This is a genomic window from Bradyrhizobium sp., from assembly GCF_036735945.1.
Classification (GTDB): Bacteria; Pseudomonadota; Alphaproteobacteria; order Rhizobiales; family Xanthobacteraceae; genus Bradyrhizobium.
This window is the reverse complement of record NZ_DAINNI010000030.1, coordinates 41,900-57,111: the sequence shown is the minus strand read 5'-3', so window position 1 is coordinate 57,111 and position 15,212 is coordinate 41,900. Positions and strand designations below refer to the sequence as shown.

The window sequence follows — 15,212 nt, the reverse complement described above, 5'->3', positions numbered from 1 at the left end:
CGACGGCGGAAGGCCGCGTCATCCTGCATTCCGGCACCATGGCGATGGGGCAGGGCCTGCAGACCACCTACTCGCAAATGGTCTCCGACTCGCTCGGAATCCCCCTCGACAAGATCGACGTCGTGCAGGGCGATACCGATCTCGCCACCGGCTTCGGCAGCGTCGGCTCGCGCTCGCTGTTCGTCGGTGGCACGGCGGTGGCGGTGTCGACCAACGACATGATCAGCAAGGCGCGCGAGAAGGCGTCGAACGCGCTGGAGACCGCCGTCGAGGATATCGAATATCGCGACGGCTGGCTGACGGTGGTCGGCACCGACAAGCGCATCAGCCTGTTCGAGATCGCGAAGAAGGAAGACGGCGCGCGCCTCTCGGTCAATTCCGAGGGCGAGGTCGACGGACCGAGCTGGCCGAACGGCACGCATATCTGCGAGGTCGAGATCGATCCCGAAACCGGCGTCACGCGGGTGGTGCGCTACACCACGGTTGACGACGTCGGCGTCGCCGTCAATCCGATGCTGGTGACCGGACAGGTCCATGGCGGCGTCGCCCAGGGCATCGGACAGGCGCTCTATGAGGGCGTGGCCTACAGCGAGGAAGGCCAGCTGTTGACCGCGAGCTATCAGGACTACTGCATCCCGCGCGCCGACGATATTCCGCCGATCACGGTCACGCTGGATGATTCAGCGCCCTGCCGCACCAACCCGTTGGGCGCCAAGGGCTGCGGCGAGTCCGGAGCGATCGGCGGCCCGCCCTGCGTCGCCAACGGCGTGATGGACGCCTTGAGCGAACTCGGGATCACGCAGCTCAACACGCCGCTGACGCCGGCCAAGGTGTGGCAGGCGATCAGGGATGCGAGGGTGGCGGGTTAGGCCCGGCCATGACGGTGAAAGCCGCGAAGCCGCGCCGCGCCTACAACCCCAGCACCATCTTCGCGACGATATCGCGCTGGATCTCCGACGAGCCGCCGAAGATCGTGTAGGCACGGCCGTTGAGATATTCCGGCACCACGGGAAGCATCTCCTCTGGAATTCCCGGAGTCTCGTTGAGGCGGTAGAGCGGCCGTACCGGCTCGACATAGAGGCCGTCATTGCCGATCACGTCGACGCCGAGCCGCGTCACCGCCTGGCGTATCTCGCTGTTGCGCAGCTTCAGCAGCGACGACACGGCGCCGGGATTCTGTCCGGTCTGCAATGCGGAGAGCACGCGCAGTTCGGTCATCTCGAGCGCATCGATGTCCACCTCGATCTCCGACATCCGCATCGCGATGTCAGGGTCGTCGATGGCGCGGCCGGTGACATCAGATTCAGCGAGATCGGAAATGGTCTTCAGCGCATCGCGCAGCTTGGCCGAGGCGATGCCGGCGCCGCGCTCAAATTCGAGCAGGTACTTGCCGTAGGTCCAGCCCTTGCCTTCCTCGCCGACGCGGTTGGCGACGGGCACGCGGACGTCGTCGAAGAACACCTGGTTGACCTCGTGGTCGCCGCCGATGGTGAGGATCGGCCGTGTCGTGATGCCCGGCGTCTTCATGTCGATCAGGATGAAGGAGATGCCGTCCTGCTGCCGCTCGGTCTCGTTGGTGCGCACCAGCGCGAACATCATGTTGGCGTGGTGGGCATGCGTGGTCCAGATCTTCGTGCCGTTGATGATGTAGTCGTCGCCGTCACGCACCGCGCGGGTCTTCAGCGATGAAAGATCGGAGCCGGAGCCCGGCTCGGAATAGCCCTGGCACCAGTAATCTTCACCCGCGAGAATCCGCGGCAGATAGTAATTCTTCTGCTCGGGCGAGCCGAAGCCGATGATGACGGGGCCGACCATCTTGACCCCCATCACGTTCACATTGGGCACGCCGGCGCGGGCGCTTTCGCTCTCGAAGATCCAGCGCTGCGCCGGGGTCCAGTCCGGCCCGCCATGGGCCACCGGCCAGCCCGGCGCGCCCCAGCCTTTCCTGTGCAGCGCGCGCTGCCAGGCCATGCCGATATCGGGGTCGGAGAATACCGAGGGCGTCAGCGCGGTGGCGCGCTTCATTTCCGGCGTGAGGTTTGCGGCGATGAAGTCGCGGACTTCCCTCTCGAAGGCGCGCTCATCGGCATTGAAGGCGAGGTCCATGGTTTCAGCTCCTGTTCAGGCCTGAACGGCACGGCCGCCGAGGGCGGCGTGACGGCGATAATGATGGGCGCTGCCGCCGAACAGCGTGTCGAAGGCGAGCAGCCGTTTGAAGTAGGAGCCGATATCGAGCTCTTCGGTGACGCCCATGGCGCCATGGAGCTGCACAGATTGTTCGGCGACGAAGCGCGCACATTTGCCGATCTTGGCTTTCGCGCCCGACGCGGCGCGGCTGCGCGCCACGTGCTCGGCGTTCGCCATCAGCGCGGCGCGCAGGGCCATCGAGCGGGCCTCGTCGCACTGCATCGCCATGTCGGCGAGACGATGGCGGATCACCTGGTTGGCGGACAGCGGCCGGCCGAACTGCTTTCGTATCCTGGTGTATTCCAGCGTCTGGTCGAGCAGCGTCTGCATGATGCCGACGGCTTCGGCCCCAAGCGCGGCCATTGCGCGATCGACCACGGCTTCGATCGCTGATAGCGCGTCGCTGCCGTCGCCGATCCGCGCATCAGCGGCAAGTTCGATGCCACCAAGTTCGAGATTGCAGGCGCGGCCGCCGCCAAGCCGCGCGTAGTCGCGCAGAGTGAGACCACGCGCGTCCTGCGGCACCAGGAACAGGCAGAGCTTGCCTGCTTTGCCCGAGCCGTCATCGACGCGGGCCGAGACGATGATCTGGCCCGCGGCGCTACCATCAAGCACAGCGGTCTTTTGCCCATCGAGGCGCCAGCCGCCGGGCGTCTTCCTCGCCGTCGTCCTGATGTCGGCGAGATCGAAGCGCGCCTGGCGTTCCGAATGCGCCAAGGCGAGGTACAGCGATCCGTCAGCGACCTTTGGCAACAGCGCCTGCTTCTGCGCTTCCGTAGCGCATTCCGATATCAGCGACGCACCAATCACGGCGGTGGAAAGATAGGGCTCGGAGACGAGGCCGCGGCCGAAGGCCTCCATCAGGATTCCGATCTCGATCGCGCCGCCGCCGAGGCCGCCATAGGCCTCTGGAATTGGCAGCGCCAGCCAGCCGAGTTCGGCGAATTGCTTCCAGATCCCGGCGCTGAAGCCGCGCGGATCGTTGGCGATCCGGCGGCGGTGGTCGGCGGTATAGGTCTCGCTGACGAAGCGTTCCGCACTTTCGCGCAGCAATCGCTGCTCGTCGCTCAGGGTTAGATCCATCTGCTGTTCTTTGCTTTCTCTCTACTTGACCGGCGCCGATTTTCGAACCGAGGGATGAAGGCCTGCGGGGTCCACCACCATGCCGAATTCCTGCAGATTATGCGCGTGGCAAAGCTGATGCAGCGCGAACGCCTGCTCGATCGCCGCGGGCTGCCCCATCACATCGACCGAACGGTTGACGGCTTCCTTGGTGAGCTTCAGCGCGAACGAAGGCTTGGCCGCGATCCGTTCGGCGAGGTTCATCACGAAGGAGGACAGTTGGTCGCGCGGCACGACATGGTTGACCATGCCGAGCCGGTGCGCTTCCTCCGCGCTCCAGACGTCCGCGGTGAACAGCAGTTCCTTGGCCTTGCGCGGACCGAGCTCCCAGGGATGCACGAACCATTCGACGCCGCAGACGCCCATGGTGACGACGGGATCGCAGAACTCCGCGTCACTGCTCGCGACGATGAGATCGCAGGCCCATGCCAGCATCAGGCCGCCGGCGATGCATTTGCCGTGCACTTCGGCGATCACAGGCTTTGCCAGGTTGCGCCAGCGCCGCGTGATCTGCAGATAGATCTCCTGCTCACGGGCGAAGCGGCCATGGGCGTTGGGTTCGGCGAACCCACCCCAATTTCCAACCGGCGGAAAATCCACGCCGGCGGTGTTCTTGCCGCCGGGGCGAAGATCATGCCCCGACGAAAAATGCGGACCGTTGCCTGCGAGGATGATGACCTTGACCGTATCGTCCTGCACCGCCTGGTCGAAGGCGGCGTTGAGATCGTAGGTCATCTGCAGGTTCTGCGCGTTGCGCGCCTCGGGCCGGTTCATCACGATCCGCGCAATGCGCGGCTCCGGCCGTTCCACGACGATGGTTTCGAATGGCATCCAGGCCCTCGCGTTTCCCTTGTTGCCCGCCATGTTGTTATTTCGGCAAATGATACGCAAGTGCCGTCGCTGGCAATTCGTCCTGCAAAATCGGCCTGACGCAGCCTCGGGCCTGCATACCGGGCGCGACCAATCTGCTATGCTGGCGTTTGACTTCTGTTTGGGAGAGTTCGATGCGCAGATTATTGACCGTGCTGGCGACGCTGTCGTGCCTGAGCCTGACCAATTGCGGCTACAACGCCATCCAGACCAATGACGAGCAGGTCAAGTCGAGCTGGTCGGAAGTGGTCAACCAGTATCAGCGCCGGGCCGACCTGGTCCCGAACCTCGTCAATTCCGTGAAGGGCTTTGCCCAGCAGGAAAAGGATGTGCTGCTCGGTGTCACCAACGCGCGCGCCAAGGTCGGCAGCGTCCAGGCGACGCCGGAAGTGTTGAACGATCCCGCCGCGTTCCAGAAATTCCAGGCCGCCCAGGGTGAGTTGTCGAGCGCCCTGTCGCGGCTCCTGGTGGTGACCGAGAACTATCCGCAGCTCAAATCGGACACGCTGTTTCGCGACCTGATGGCGCAGCTCGAAGGCACCGAGAACCGCATCACCGTGGCGCGCAACCGCTACATCAAGGCGGTTCAGGACTATAACGTCGGCATCCGCACTTTCCCGAACAATCTGACGGCGATGGTATTCGGCTACAAGGATAAGCCGAACTTCACGGTCGACAACGAGAAGGCGATCTCGACGGCGCCGAAGGTGGATTTCAATCCCGCGCCCGCGCCGGCCAAGTAACAGGTGAGCAGGCGGCCTGCCATGCGCGCTGCAAGAGCTTCCATTCTTGCGCTGCTGTTGTGCTGGGCGTATTCGGCGCTGGCGCTCGTCGCGGTGCCGCCGCTGACGGGCCGCGTTGTCGACCAGACCGGCACGCTCACGGCTGGCGACATCGCCTCACTGACGCAGACGCTGAAAGACCTGGAAACGCGAAAGGGCAGCCAGGTCGCGGTGCTGATCGTGCCGACGACCGATGGCGAGGCGATCGAGCAGTTCTCGCTTCGCGTCGCGGAAGCCTGGAAGATCGGCCGCAAGAAGATCGACGACGGCGCGCTGCTGGTCATAGCCAAGAACGACCGGCGCCTCAGGATCGAGGTCGGCTACGGCCTCGAAGGGGCGATGACCGACGCCACCACCAAGCGCATCATCGATGAAGACATCACGCCGAAGTTCAAGACGGGCGATTTCGGCGGCGGCGTCGCTGCCGGCGTCGACAAGATGGTACGGGTCGCCGATGGCGAGAAGCTGCCGGAGCCGGAGCCGCCGCACTGGCAGGATTCGCAGTCGTTCGATCCATCAGACCTCTTCAATCCGTTTCTCATCATTCCGGCGATCGTGTTCGGTGGGCTGTTGCGGAGCTTGATGGGCCGCCTGCTGGGCTCGGCAACCGCCGGTGCGCTGACGGCACTAATTGCCTGGTTCCTGGTCGGCTCGGTGCTGGCGGCGGTGATGGTCGGCGTGATCGCGTCGCTGTTTGTGTTGATCAGCGACGGTTTCGTGTCAGCGGGGCCGGGCCGTCGGGGCAGTTCTGGCGGCTGGTCTGGCGGTTCCGGCGGATCGTGGTCCAGTGGTGGCAGCTCAAGCAGCAGCGGCGGCTTCAGTGGCGGCGGGGGCAGCTTTGGCGGCGGCGGCGCATCGGGGAGCTGGTAGCATGGGCATCAAGCGCATTGGCAGACATCTCGTCGAACACCGCTGGCGGCTGCGGCGCATCTTTCCGCCGGCGACGCTGGAGAGAATCGAGCGGGCGATCAAGGTGGGTGAGGCCACCCATTCCGGGCAGGTGCGTTTCGCGGTCGAAGGCGCGCTCGACGGCGCGTCGCTGTTGCGCAATCAGCCGGCGCGGGAACGGGCGCTGGATATCTTTTCGCAATTGCGGATCTGGGACACCGTCCACAACAACGGCGTCCTGATCTACCTGCTGCTGGCCGACCACGACTTCGAGATCGTTGCTGACCGCGGCATAGACGCCCGGGTCGGTCACGCCGGCTGGGAAAGAATCTGCCTGGGGATGGAATCAGATTTCAGGGCAGGGGATTTCGAGCGCGGCGTCATCAAGGGCATCGAGGCGGTGTCGCGCGAACTGGCGAGGCACTTTCCCAGGAGCAGCGGAGGGCCGAATGAGCTGCCGGATGCGCCGGTGGTGATTTAGGGGTGCGCCAATCACGCCGCCAGAGCGTTCAACAGCGACCTGTGCAAGGCATCGCCGTGGTCGAAGTTTCGAGCCAGGGTGCGTAACACACTCTCGAAACGTAACCGGTAGGTGGTGGCATCGTCCGCCTCACCGATACTTTCGAATATCTTCGCCGCGCCGCGATAAATTCGCCATGCAGCCAGCGGAAAATTGGCCTTGTCGACGATCGCCAAAGCGCGCCCCAGATGCTCCAGTGCTTCATCCCGATCGCCGACGGCAAAAGCGATACGCGCCAGCAGGCCATGGGCGAGAGCGAGATGGTTCTGATCGGGCGCTGGAGCCGCGTAGTCGCGCAGCTGGATCGCCCATCTTCTCGCCTGATCGAATTCGGCAACCTGCAGGCAATATTCCCCCAGGCAGTAATAGAGCTGCGTGGATATCGTAAAATCCAGTGGAATGCCGTCCTGTTCAAGGCGGCGCTGAACGTCGACAAACTGCTTGTTTGCCCGCTGTGGATCGCCCAGTCCCACGAAGGCTTTCGCCAGGACCGCTCGCTGGAAGAAATACGCAAACTGGTTTTCGTTGAGCGTATTCTCGTCGACGCCTTCGCAGAGGGCGCGGGCTCCATCGAAATCCATCGCTTCGACATGTAGCCATGCGAGCGTCAGACGGCACAACGCGCTGGCCTGCTCGTTTCCGTTCTTGTTCGCCAGTTCCAGCGCCGTCATGGTCTCGCGCTGCAAATCCCGCCACTCGCCCAGATGAAGCAGCGCGGTGGATTCCAGCACGTTGAAAAGGACAAAGACGTAGACGTCTCCGGATTCGCTGGCCAATCGTTTTCCAAGGGTCGCCGAGTGGCGGCATTCCCGGTATCGCGACCGCCAGCAGTCAAGGATGCCCTCGATTCCGTAACGCCGGATCAACGTGCCGTGGTCCTGTGCGGCTGCGCTCAACTCCAGCGCCTTGACGCAGCGAGCGGCGTCCTCCTCGTGCCATCCCTTGAGATACAGATTGATCATGGAGCTGCTGCCCTGCACCAGGGCCTTGAAGGCGTCGTCCTCCATCGCCTGGCTTTTGACCAGCACATCTTCGGCGGCCTGAAGGCAGGCCCGCCGGTCCGCGTGCAGGCAGAACCGGCTCACGACAAGGAGCCCGGCGACTTCCTGCCGGAGCTCGCCGGCATGTCCGGCGCAGACAATCATCTCCTTCAGGTCGCGGACCGAGCCCGCGAGATCGCCAGATGATCGAAGCGCAAGGCTGCGATGCCGCAACACCGTGACGCGCAGCTTGAACTTGTCCGGCACATCGATGCGATCGAGAATGCCGAGGGCGCGCGTGAGATAGCTCGCCGCTTCCGCGTGGCCGAGGCGCTTTGCAGAACTCTCCGCCGCCTGTCCCAGGTAGCGCAAGGCGCTCGCAAAATCCCGGCCCTGCTCGAAATGCAGCGCCAGCACCGGCGCGATTTCCGAGGTGAGATTGCCGTATGCCTGTTCCAGCCTCTTGCCCAGGCGCCGGTGAATTTGCACGCGCTGTCCCGGCGCGAGATGCTGGTAAACGACGTTTTGATAAAGAATATGCCGGAAGGCATATGAGCCCGAATACGTGCCGTCAGGCCATTCCGACGTGCCCGAAGGGACCAGCGTGTGATCCTTGCGGGTGAGTGCTTCCAGCTCGCGTTCAACCTCGACCGCATCGCGTGACAAGCCGGCCGCCACCAGCGCGGCGGAAAAATCGCCGCCGGCGACGCTTGCGACTTCGAGAAGGCGCCGTTCATCCTCCGTCAGGCGACTTACCTGATAGTTGATCATGTTGAGCAAGTCGGTCGGTACGCCGTCTTGCGGAATCGCCGTTGTCGGCGACAGGGACCAGATGCCGTCGGTCTCGACGATGGCTCGCTGATCGATGAAGAACTTCACCAGCGAGGAGATGAACAATGGCTGTCCCTGTGTTCGCTCGAACACGGGCGCAGACAGTGCGGCCGCCAGTGCATCATCGCCGAACCGCAGGGTGAGATGACGCTCGACCTCCATTCGCGACAGCCGATCGAGGCGCAACTCGCCGCAGCGATCATGTATCTCCAGATCCTGGTGCAGGCGCCGGATCGGATGCTGGCCGATGATGCTGTCTGCCGGGCGATAGGATCCGAGGATCAGCACCGACGCCTTGCCGTCCCCCCGTGCAAAGCGGGAGAGGGCGTCGAGCGTTGCGAGGTCGCTCCAGTGCAGGTCTTCCAGAATGACGACCCATGGGTGATCGGCGCTCAGCGCTTCAATGAGATCGCAAAATTCGCGGAGCATGCGCTCGCGGGTCGCTCCGAACACTTCGCGTTGAAACGCGGCGCGCTCGGCTGCATCGATCAAGCCCGGGATCTGCAGCATCCAGGTTGGCGCGTGGCTACGAATGGCTGCCTGCAGGTCTGCTCCATTCGTGCTGCGGCAGCGTGTTACGAGCGCGTCGATCAGGGGCAGGAACGCTTCGTCGGTTCCGAACCTCTCGGTGCAGCGCCCGCACAGGAGATCGACGCCCTGCTGCGACAGCCGGTCCATCGCCATCTGGAGAAAAGCCGTCTTGCCGATCCCGGCCTCGCCCGTGACAAACGCGATCTGTCGTTGGCCGGTCAGCATGCGCCCGGTCATGCGGTCCAGCATGTCGAGCGGGGCGCTGCGCCCAACCATGTGATGGGTGCGTGAATCGGCGAGCCGGGATTTTTGATCGTCTACGGGCTGGCCCGTTTCAGGAGACGACTTGGCCGGCCGTGATTGATCCGACGCGAGCGGGTTATTGTCCGGCGATCGTACGGCGATACCGACGAAACGATAGCCGCGCCGCGGCAAGGTTTCGATCCAGGATCTCCCTCCCGGGACCAACGCCAACGCGCGCCGCAATGCAGCAACCTGGACCGTGAGGTTGCTGTCCTCGACGGCCAACCCCTGCCACGCAAACGCAATGAGGTCTTCCTTGCTGACCAACTGACCGGAGCGCTCGACCAGCATCAGCAGAATGGAAACGGCACGTTCACCCAGCGGCAGCGGGTCGCCGTCATGAATGAGGATGCGCGCAACCGGGTCCAGCACGAGCGACCCCATCCGCCAATCATGGCTGGCGGCGGCGCGGACGGGGGGCGCTTCGCCCTGGGAATGAAGTGGATGGGGCTCCGATCGCTCAACGACCATCGCTGCCTGCCCGTCAGCCAGAGTGCTCCCTGAAGTCAACCCCGTCATCCCGGTGAAGTCAACGCGATACCAACGACTTCGCCCCGGTCGATCGCTGGCCGCGCACCGCTTAATTCGCAGACATTTTGCAACCTTTTCGCGAGTGCTTCGCGACTTGAGTGGCTCTGTAGCGCAGGTTGCCAATCAGCATCACGCGTTGTCCGTCAACCAGAGGAGGGTGAGCCGTGATGAGGCTGATCGATCTTGCCGGATACGCCACTCCGGTCATGGTGCTCCTGATGACCAGGGAGATGATCTTGCGGGTGTCAGACCTGCTCGGCCATGTCACGGGCGCCATCTTCAGCATCGCGGTGTGCCTCCTGCCCAGCCTGTCGCCGCATCTGATGCTTTTGCCGATGAGTGCACGACGGCTGTGGGACGCACTGACAGGCCCCTCCCGGGCCGAGTCATCACAAGACGCCGGTGGATCTTCGAAACAGGATCGCTCCCGTGCGGTCCGTAGATGCGCGAATGGAGGCTGAAATGGCAGAAATTCGAATTGATGCGGGCAAGGCCGAACGATTGATCACGCGGATGTTGCGCGAGGAGCAGGGCATGCCGCCAGCCGATGCCGTCAGAGTGGCTGCGAGCATTTGTCGGCGGCTTGTGGTGGCGATGCCTGCGAGCCCATCAGTGGATCATTGCCGGATCATTCCCAGAGAGCCTCCGGATGCCGACGACTTCGCGATCGCAGTGGCAAGGAAGCTCAATGAAGGGAAGAGCGAGCTCTGGAAGGCGAGCGAGCTTTGGCAACTCGTCTACAATCAGGGCCGTCGTCTTCGGTTGAACTAGTCGCGGGCCAGATCTGATGCCTGCCACGGCCCGCTTCCAATTGCCCGGCGCTTGGCCAAGTGTGAGGCTTACAAGTGTGAGGCTTGCAAGTGTGAGGCTAAGCCTTCGTCGAGGGACGCTCTGCCACCCGCGCCATCCACGCCACGATATTGGCATTCGCTGTATCGAGCGGCTGGCCGACCTGGCCGGCGAAGTCGAGCCAGCCATAGAGCAGGATGTCGGCCAGCGTGAAGCGGTTGCCGCAGATGTATTGCCGGCCGTCGGCCATCTGGCTGTTGAGCCATTGCAGGCGGTTCGCGGCGACCATCTTGAGCCCGGGCGAGGCTTCCGGCGCGCAGGGAATCCGCTTCTCGAAGAATTTCAGGCCTTCGCCGAAGCGGAAGCCGTTGCCCATGTGCTCGCAGATGTTGAGATCGATGCGGCGCGTCCACATCCGGCATTCGGCGCGCTCTTCCGGCGTTGCGCCGATCATCGGAGGGGTGGGATGCTTCTCCTCGAGATATTCGCAGATCGCGGTGATCTCCGAGACGTAGCTGCCATCGTCGAGTTCGAGCGTCGGCATCTGGCCATGCGGGTTGCGCTTGAGGTGTTCGGCCTCGCGGTTCTCGCCCTTGCGCAGATCGACCGCCTGCTTCGGCATTTCGATGCCCTTCTCCGCCATGAACATGCGGACAATGCGCGGGTTCGGTCCGACCGAGTCGTAGAACTTCATAGTGCTGTCTCTCCCGATTGTTCTTTTGCAGCGCTGTTATCGGCAGTTGTTGAACAGGCCGCCGTGCCATTTGTCAAATGGCCGGATCACATTCGGCGTCGCGGAATATAGCGGGGCGGGCGCCTAGCTAGCCGTCGTCGAGCTTGTTGAGGTCGCGCACCGACTGCATGATAGGCTCGAAATTCGCCCGCGCATCCAGCGCGTCGAACAATTGCGCGGTGTCGGACAAGAGGCCGTGCGAGCGCTGGATCGCGATCCTCACGTCGTCCTGCGGCGTGTCGGACAGCCGGCCGTGGCCCGACAGCAGGATCTTCGAGTCGAGGCCCTTCAGCCGCTCCAGCGACTGGATGTAATCGGCGATGCTGCCGGAGCCGAACACGCCGCCCATCACGCCGCCCGGCATCAGCGTGTCGGAGGCGAACAGCAATCCCTTGTCCTGTTCGAACAGGGTGATGCAGGCCGAGGTGTGCCCGGGCGTGTACATCACGTTGAGGCGGAAATTGCCGAGGTCGATCAGATTGCCTTCCTCGAGCCAGAGATCGACATTGATCGGCACGTTCGGCTCGTTGAACATCTTGCGCAGCATCGAGAAGTCGTCGCGCAGCATGATCTTGTTGGCGGCGAGCCGATGCGCGGCAATGAAGGCGCGGCCATGGAAGTGATAGGCCGCGCCGATATGGTCGAGATGCTCGTGGCTCAGCACCACCATGTCGATATCGTCGGGCTTCACGCCGATCTGCTCGAGCGACGTCAGCAAATGCGGATAGTTCGAGGATAACCCGACATCGATCATGATGGTGCGGGAGCTGCCGCGAACCAGATAGGCGTTCGCCGCGCGGTTCTTGAAGCGCACCTGATAGACGTCCGGCGCCGCCTCGATCAGCGTACAGACCTCGCTGTCGAGCAGCGTCTTGAACGGGCTCGGTCGACGCTCGCTCATGAAGCAGCCGCGCCTTTGTAGACGACGGTGTTGGAGGCCCGCAGCCGCTTGCTGAGCGCATCCATGATCATCAGTGCAAAGGCCGGCTGCTGGCTGACGAGATAGACGAAGCGGGCGTGATTGATCCGCATCACGCGGGTGTTCGGTGCGGCCGCAATCGCCGTCGCCGATCGGGACGAGCCGTCGATCACGGCCATCTCGCCGAAGAACTCACCCTTGCCGAGCGTGACGATGACGGTCTTGTCGAGGCCGTTCATCTTGGCGATCTGGACCTTGCCGTCCAGCACCACGAAGAGTTCCCGCCCGGTCGAGCCCTCCTCAAAAATGACGTCATCTACATCAAACTCGTTGATGCATTTTTCGATGGTCATGGTGGCCACCTGCCTTTCTGGCTGGTCGGTCGAACCATGTTAGTCGGGAAACCGGCCGGCGCAAACCGGACCGATGAGGATGCCGCAAGGCAGCATGGGGATTTGGGATCGGGCCAGCCCGCGTGGCGGGCTCAAGATCCGATCGGATGAGTTCCTGAAATTTCGGTAAGGCCGGCGCCGATAACGTTTTGGCAAGCAATAAAAGTTACCAAATGGTCAATCAATTCTGGAGAATCCAACGTGAGCGATCAGCAGTCCCAGCCCGCCAGCGCTGAAACCGGAACCCCTGGGCCGGCCGCAACAGAGACGCCAGCGGCCGGCGAGCCGGCGATCGCCGCGACGGAGTCCGGGGCCATCCGGCTTGCGCCCGATCAGGAAGCGACCTCGCCAAAGCCAGATGCATCCAAGGCGGAGCCTGTCAGCATGGAAGCGCCGAAGGTTGATGTGCCCAAGGCCGAAACTCCCAAGGTTGATCCTCCGAAGGAAACTCCAAGGATTGACGCCGCGAAGCCGGAGGCGCCACGCTTCCCGGGCAATGTGATGATCATGTCCCCCGGTGACCGGGTCGGCTCCGAGGCAAAGGCCGCGCAGGCATCGTCGGGCAAGCGAAAGTTCGGCGCCGTGGCTGCCTTGGTGGCACTGGCTACGGTCGCGGGTGCGCTGGGTGGCGCGCTGGCGACTGCGGGTATTGGAAAATTGATGGCCGAAGCGCCGGCTACCCAGGCCTCAGCCCAGGACACCGCGCTCGAAGCCGCGATTGCGCGGATCGACGCCGACATCACGACGCTGAAGACCAGCATCGAACACACCGCCAAGGCCGGCGCGACCCAATACACCAAGACCGCTGACCGCCTCGACAAGGTCGAGAAGGCGCAGGCTGAGCCGGCCGCCAAGCTCGCCAAGCTCACCGAGGCCGTCGACAAGCTCCGCACCGCACAGGCATCAGTGACCACCGCTGCCGCCGCGCCGGCTTCCGCGAAGGAGAAGGACGTTACCGGCTCCATCCCGCAGCAGGCCGCGGCCGCACCTGCGGCGCCACCGAAGCCTGAAGTGGCCCGTCTGCCGACCGTCGAAGGCTGGATACTGCGCGACGTCGCCAACGGCAGCGCGCTGATCGAAAGCCGCCGCGGCATGTACGAGGTCTATGCCGGCGATCCCGTGCCCGGTCTGGGCCGCGTCGATGCCATCCGCAAGCAGGACGGCCGCTGGGTCGTCGTGACGAGCAAAGGCCTGATCGTCGCGCGCTGACCGGACGACGGACTGAAAACAAGGCGCCTCACAGCGATGTGAGGCGCCTTTTTCCTTGAATAGACCTTTTTACGCGGTGTTAGTGAGGGCATGAGCCGCGCGTCAGGATTTCTCGCCATTGCCTTTGCCCTGCTGTGCGGCGCGTTGCCGGCCCGTGCAGCCCAGGATGCGGCGCTCGAGCGCGGCACCGCGATCATCGATCCCGTGACGCTGCGCGAGCTCGATGGCGGAAGATTTCGCCTCGATCGCATGTTGTCACCGCAGCGGTCGGCTGACACGCCGCTCGCCGGCGGCGAACTGTTCGCGCTGCCGTCGATGTTACAACTGCGCCAGGCGATCGACCGTGAGTTCGATCGCTACATTGCACAGCACAACGCGAGCCTGCCGAAGGAAACGATCGGCGTCGGTACCGGCTTTGATTTTCAGCTGTTCGATCGCGCGCTGCTCTATTCGGCCGACACGAGGTTCGTGCTGGCCGGCATCGTCAACCGCATGGACCGTATTTATGCCGCTGAAGCAAGCTGCGGCGAAATCCGCCTGATCTACCGCCTGACGCGGCTCAACAAGCCAGCCGGCGACGACGCTTCGCCGCGGCTGCCGATGACGCTCAATCTCGTGTTGAAGGCGAAAGCCGAGGGTGCGGCGATCACCTGTGCTGAAATAGCGGGCCGCTGGCTTGCCATGCCGCCTGACCAAATACTCTCGGCCCCGAGCGGCCCGCTTGATCTGATCAACCCTGAGAATATCGACCGTATCGAAACCAATCTGCAGATCGCGCACGCGCCGAAATCCGCGGTTCGCGATTTCCGCACCGATTATCTGCTGAAGGTGTTTCGCTACAATCGCGATGCGGGCGCGTTCGTCGAAGGGCCGATGGAGAACCAGATCGATCGCGCGCGGCTTCTGGCGGACGATGGCCTCAAGCGCGAGTTCAAGGCGTGGCTGCTCGATACAGCCAATCTCGCCGCGTTCGATCGCGGTACCGTGCTGATCCCGGAAAAATTCCTGGCGAGCGGCGCGATTGCGCCGACACCGATCGGATTCGATCCGTCGGATCTCAGCCCTGAATTCGGACTGTTGCAAAGCGAGGGCGCCGTGTTCAACGAGGCCGACGTCGTGACGGCGCTGAAGAAGGCCACAGAAAGCGGTGTGAAGCTGCAGAACATCCGCTCGCCCGCCGGCTTCGAACGGCGCCTCAACGACGTGACCTGTGCGGGCTGCCACCAGACGCGCGGCATCGGCGGCTTTCATTTTCCCGGCGTCGACTGGATGGCGGAGAAACCGTCGAATACGACCGTCGTGCCGGCGTCGCCGCACTTCTACGGCGATCAGGTCCGCCGCCGTGATATCCTGGCCTCGTTGCGCGACGGCAAGTCGCCCGATTATTCGCGCGGCTTCGCCAGCCGTCCGCAATTGCGCGGCGGCACCGAACTCGCCGGAACCAATTACTACGACGGCTGGGGCGCGCATTGCTATCTGCGGGGCAAGCCGGCCGCCGGCAACGACGCCAGCTTTCGCGACTGGACCTGCGCCGAAGGCCTGAGCTGCCAGGCTGCCGGCAAGATCTCCCGGATCGGCATGTGCTTCGTCAAAAGCCGCTAAGCCTTCGCAAATTGTGCTAAGGG

The 15,212-nt window shown here is 63.6% G+C and carries 15 protein-coding genes; 8 read left to right on the top strand and 7 right to left on the bottom strand.

Going from position 1 to position 15,212, the window contains the following annotated elements:
* On the top strand, nt 1–869 hold an 869-nt coding region (locus tag V7E26_RS13290), incomplete at its 5' end, for a xanthine dehydrogenase family protein molybdopterin-binding subunit (RefSeq protein WP_324416553.1).
* 40 nt (nt 870–909) lie between these two features.
* Here V7E26_RS13290 and V7E26_RS13285 read toward each other — a convergent pair.
* Genes V7E26_RS13285 through V7E26_RS13275 form a run of 3 tightly spaced genes read right to left on the bottom strand, consistent with a single transcriptional unit; the run spans nt 910 to nt 4,140 of the window.
* Complete coding sequence (locus tag V7E26_RS13285; RefSeq protein WP_324416551.1) at nt 910–2,106, bottom strand: acyl-CoA dehydrogenase family protein; 1,197 nt, start codon at nt 2,104–2,106, stop codon at nt 910–912.
* 15 nt (nt 2,107–2,121) lie between these two features.
* Nucleotides 2,122–3,270, bottom strand: a complete 1,149-nt coding sequence (locus tag V7E26_RS13280) for an acyl-CoA dehydrogenase family protein (protein WP_324416549.1) — start codon at nt 3,268–3,270, stop codon at nt 2,122–2,124.
* Nucleotides 3,271–3,291: 21 nt separating this feature from the next.
* Nucleotides 3,292–4,140: an enoyl-CoA hydratase gene (locus tag V7E26_RS13275; RefSeq protein WP_324416547.1), complete on the bottom strand. Its 849-nt coding sequence runs from the start codon at nt 4,138–4,140 to the stop codon at nt 3,292–3,294.
* A gap of 173 nt (nt 4,141–4,313) precedes the next feature.
* Between V7E26_RS13275 and V7E26_RS13270 the strand changes: the two genes are divergently transcribed.
* Genes V7E26_RS13270 through V7E26_RS13260 form a run of 3 tightly spaced genes read left to right on the top strand, consistent with a single transcriptional unit; the run spans nt 4,314 to nt 6,330 of the window.
* Nucleotides 4,314–4,922: a LemA family protein gene (locus V7E26_RS13270; RefSeq protein WP_324416545.1), complete on the top strand. Its 609-nt coding sequence runs from the start codon at nt 4,314–4,316 to the stop codon at nt 4,920–4,922.
* Nucleotides 4,923–4,943: 21 nt separating this feature from the next.
* Nucleotides 4,944–5,831 (top strand): TPM domain-containing protein, encoded by an 888-nt coding sequence (locus V7E26_RS13265; RefSeq protein WP_324416543.1) that lies wholly within the window; start codon nt 4,944–4,946, stop codon nt 5,829–5,831.
* Nucleotide 5,832: 1 nt separating this feature from the next.
* Entirely contained in the window at nt 5,833–6,330 is a 498-nt protein-coding gene (locus V7E26_RS13260) for a TPM domain-containing protein (protein WP_324416541.1), read from the top strand.
* A gap of 11 nt (nt 6,331–6,341) precedes the next feature.
* Here the strand turns inward: V7E26_RS13260 and V7E26_RS13255 are convergent, their stop codons facing one another.
* The gene (locus V7E26_RS13255) at nt 6,342–9,398 is read right to left on the bottom strand and encodes an AAA family ATPase (RefSeq protein ID WP_324416539.1); all 3,057 of its coding nucleotides are present in this window, start codon (nt 9,396–9,398) and stop codon (nt 6,342–6,344) included.
* A gap of 314 nt (nt 9,399–9,712) precedes the next feature.
* Between V7E26_RS13255 and V7E26_RS13250 the strand changes: the two genes are divergently transcribed.
* Nucleotides 9,713–10,006 (top strand): hypothetical protein, encoded by a 294-nt coding sequence (locus tag V7E26_RS13250; RefSeq protein WP_324416537.1) that lies wholly within the window; start codon nt 9,713–9,715, stop codon nt 10,004–10,006.
* Nucleotide 10,007: 1 nt separating this feature from the next.
* Nucleotides 10,008–10,316: a hypothetical protein gene (locus V7E26_RS13245; RefSeq protein ID WP_324416535.1), complete on the top strand. Its 309-nt coding sequence runs from the start codon at nt 10,008–10,010 to the stop codon at nt 10,314–10,316.
* A 97-nt stretch (nt 10,317–10,413) separates the two neighbouring features.
* Here the strand turns inward: V7E26_RS13245 and V7E26_RS13240 are convergent, their stop codons facing one another.
* The 3 genes from V7E26_RS13240 to V7E26_RS13230 all read right to left on the bottom strand — a co-directional run bounded on the left by V7E26_RS13240 (nt 10,414) and on the right by V7E26_RS13230 (nt 12,339).
* Complete coding sequence (locus V7E26_RS13240; RefSeq protein ID WP_324416533.1) at nt 10,414–11,028, bottom strand: glutathione S-transferase family protein; 615 nt, start codon at nt 11,026–11,028, stop codon at nt 10,414–10,416.
* Between the two features lie 127 nt (nt 11,029–11,155).
* Complete coding sequence (locus V7E26_RS13235; protein WP_324416531.1) at nt 11,156–11,968, bottom strand: MBL fold metallo-hydrolase; 813 nt, start codon at nt 11,966–11,968, stop codon at nt 11,156–11,158.
* A complete protein-coding gene (locus V7E26_RS13230) occupies nt 11,965–12,339 on the bottom strand; it encodes a Crp/Fnr family transcriptional regulator (protein WP_324416529.1) in 375 nt (124 codons plus the stop codon). Before V7E26_RS13230 ends, V7E26_RS13235 begins: the two co-directional genes overlap by 4 nt.
* A 240-nt stretch (nt 12,340–12,579) precedes the next feature.
* On the opposite strand from V7E26_RS13230, the gene V7E26_RS13225 reads away from it, so the two are divergent.
* Together V7E26_RS13225 and V7E26_RS13220 are read left to right on the top strand one after the other, a co-directional pair.
* The gene (locus tag V7E26_RS13225; RefSeq protein WP_324416527.1) at nt 12,580–13,587 is read left to right on the top strand and encodes a hypothetical protein; all 1,008 of its coding nucleotides are present in this window, start codon (nt 12,580–12,582) and stop codon (nt 13,585–13,587) included.
* Between the two features lie 90 nt (nt 13,588–13,677).
* Nucleotides 13,678–15,189: a hypothetical protein gene (locus V7E26_RS13220; RefSeq protein WP_324416525.1), complete on the top strand. Its 1,512-nt coding sequence runs from the start codon at nt 13,678–13,680 to the stop codon at nt 15,187–15,189.
* The last annotated feature ends 23 nt before the right edge of the window (nt 15,190–15,212 follow it).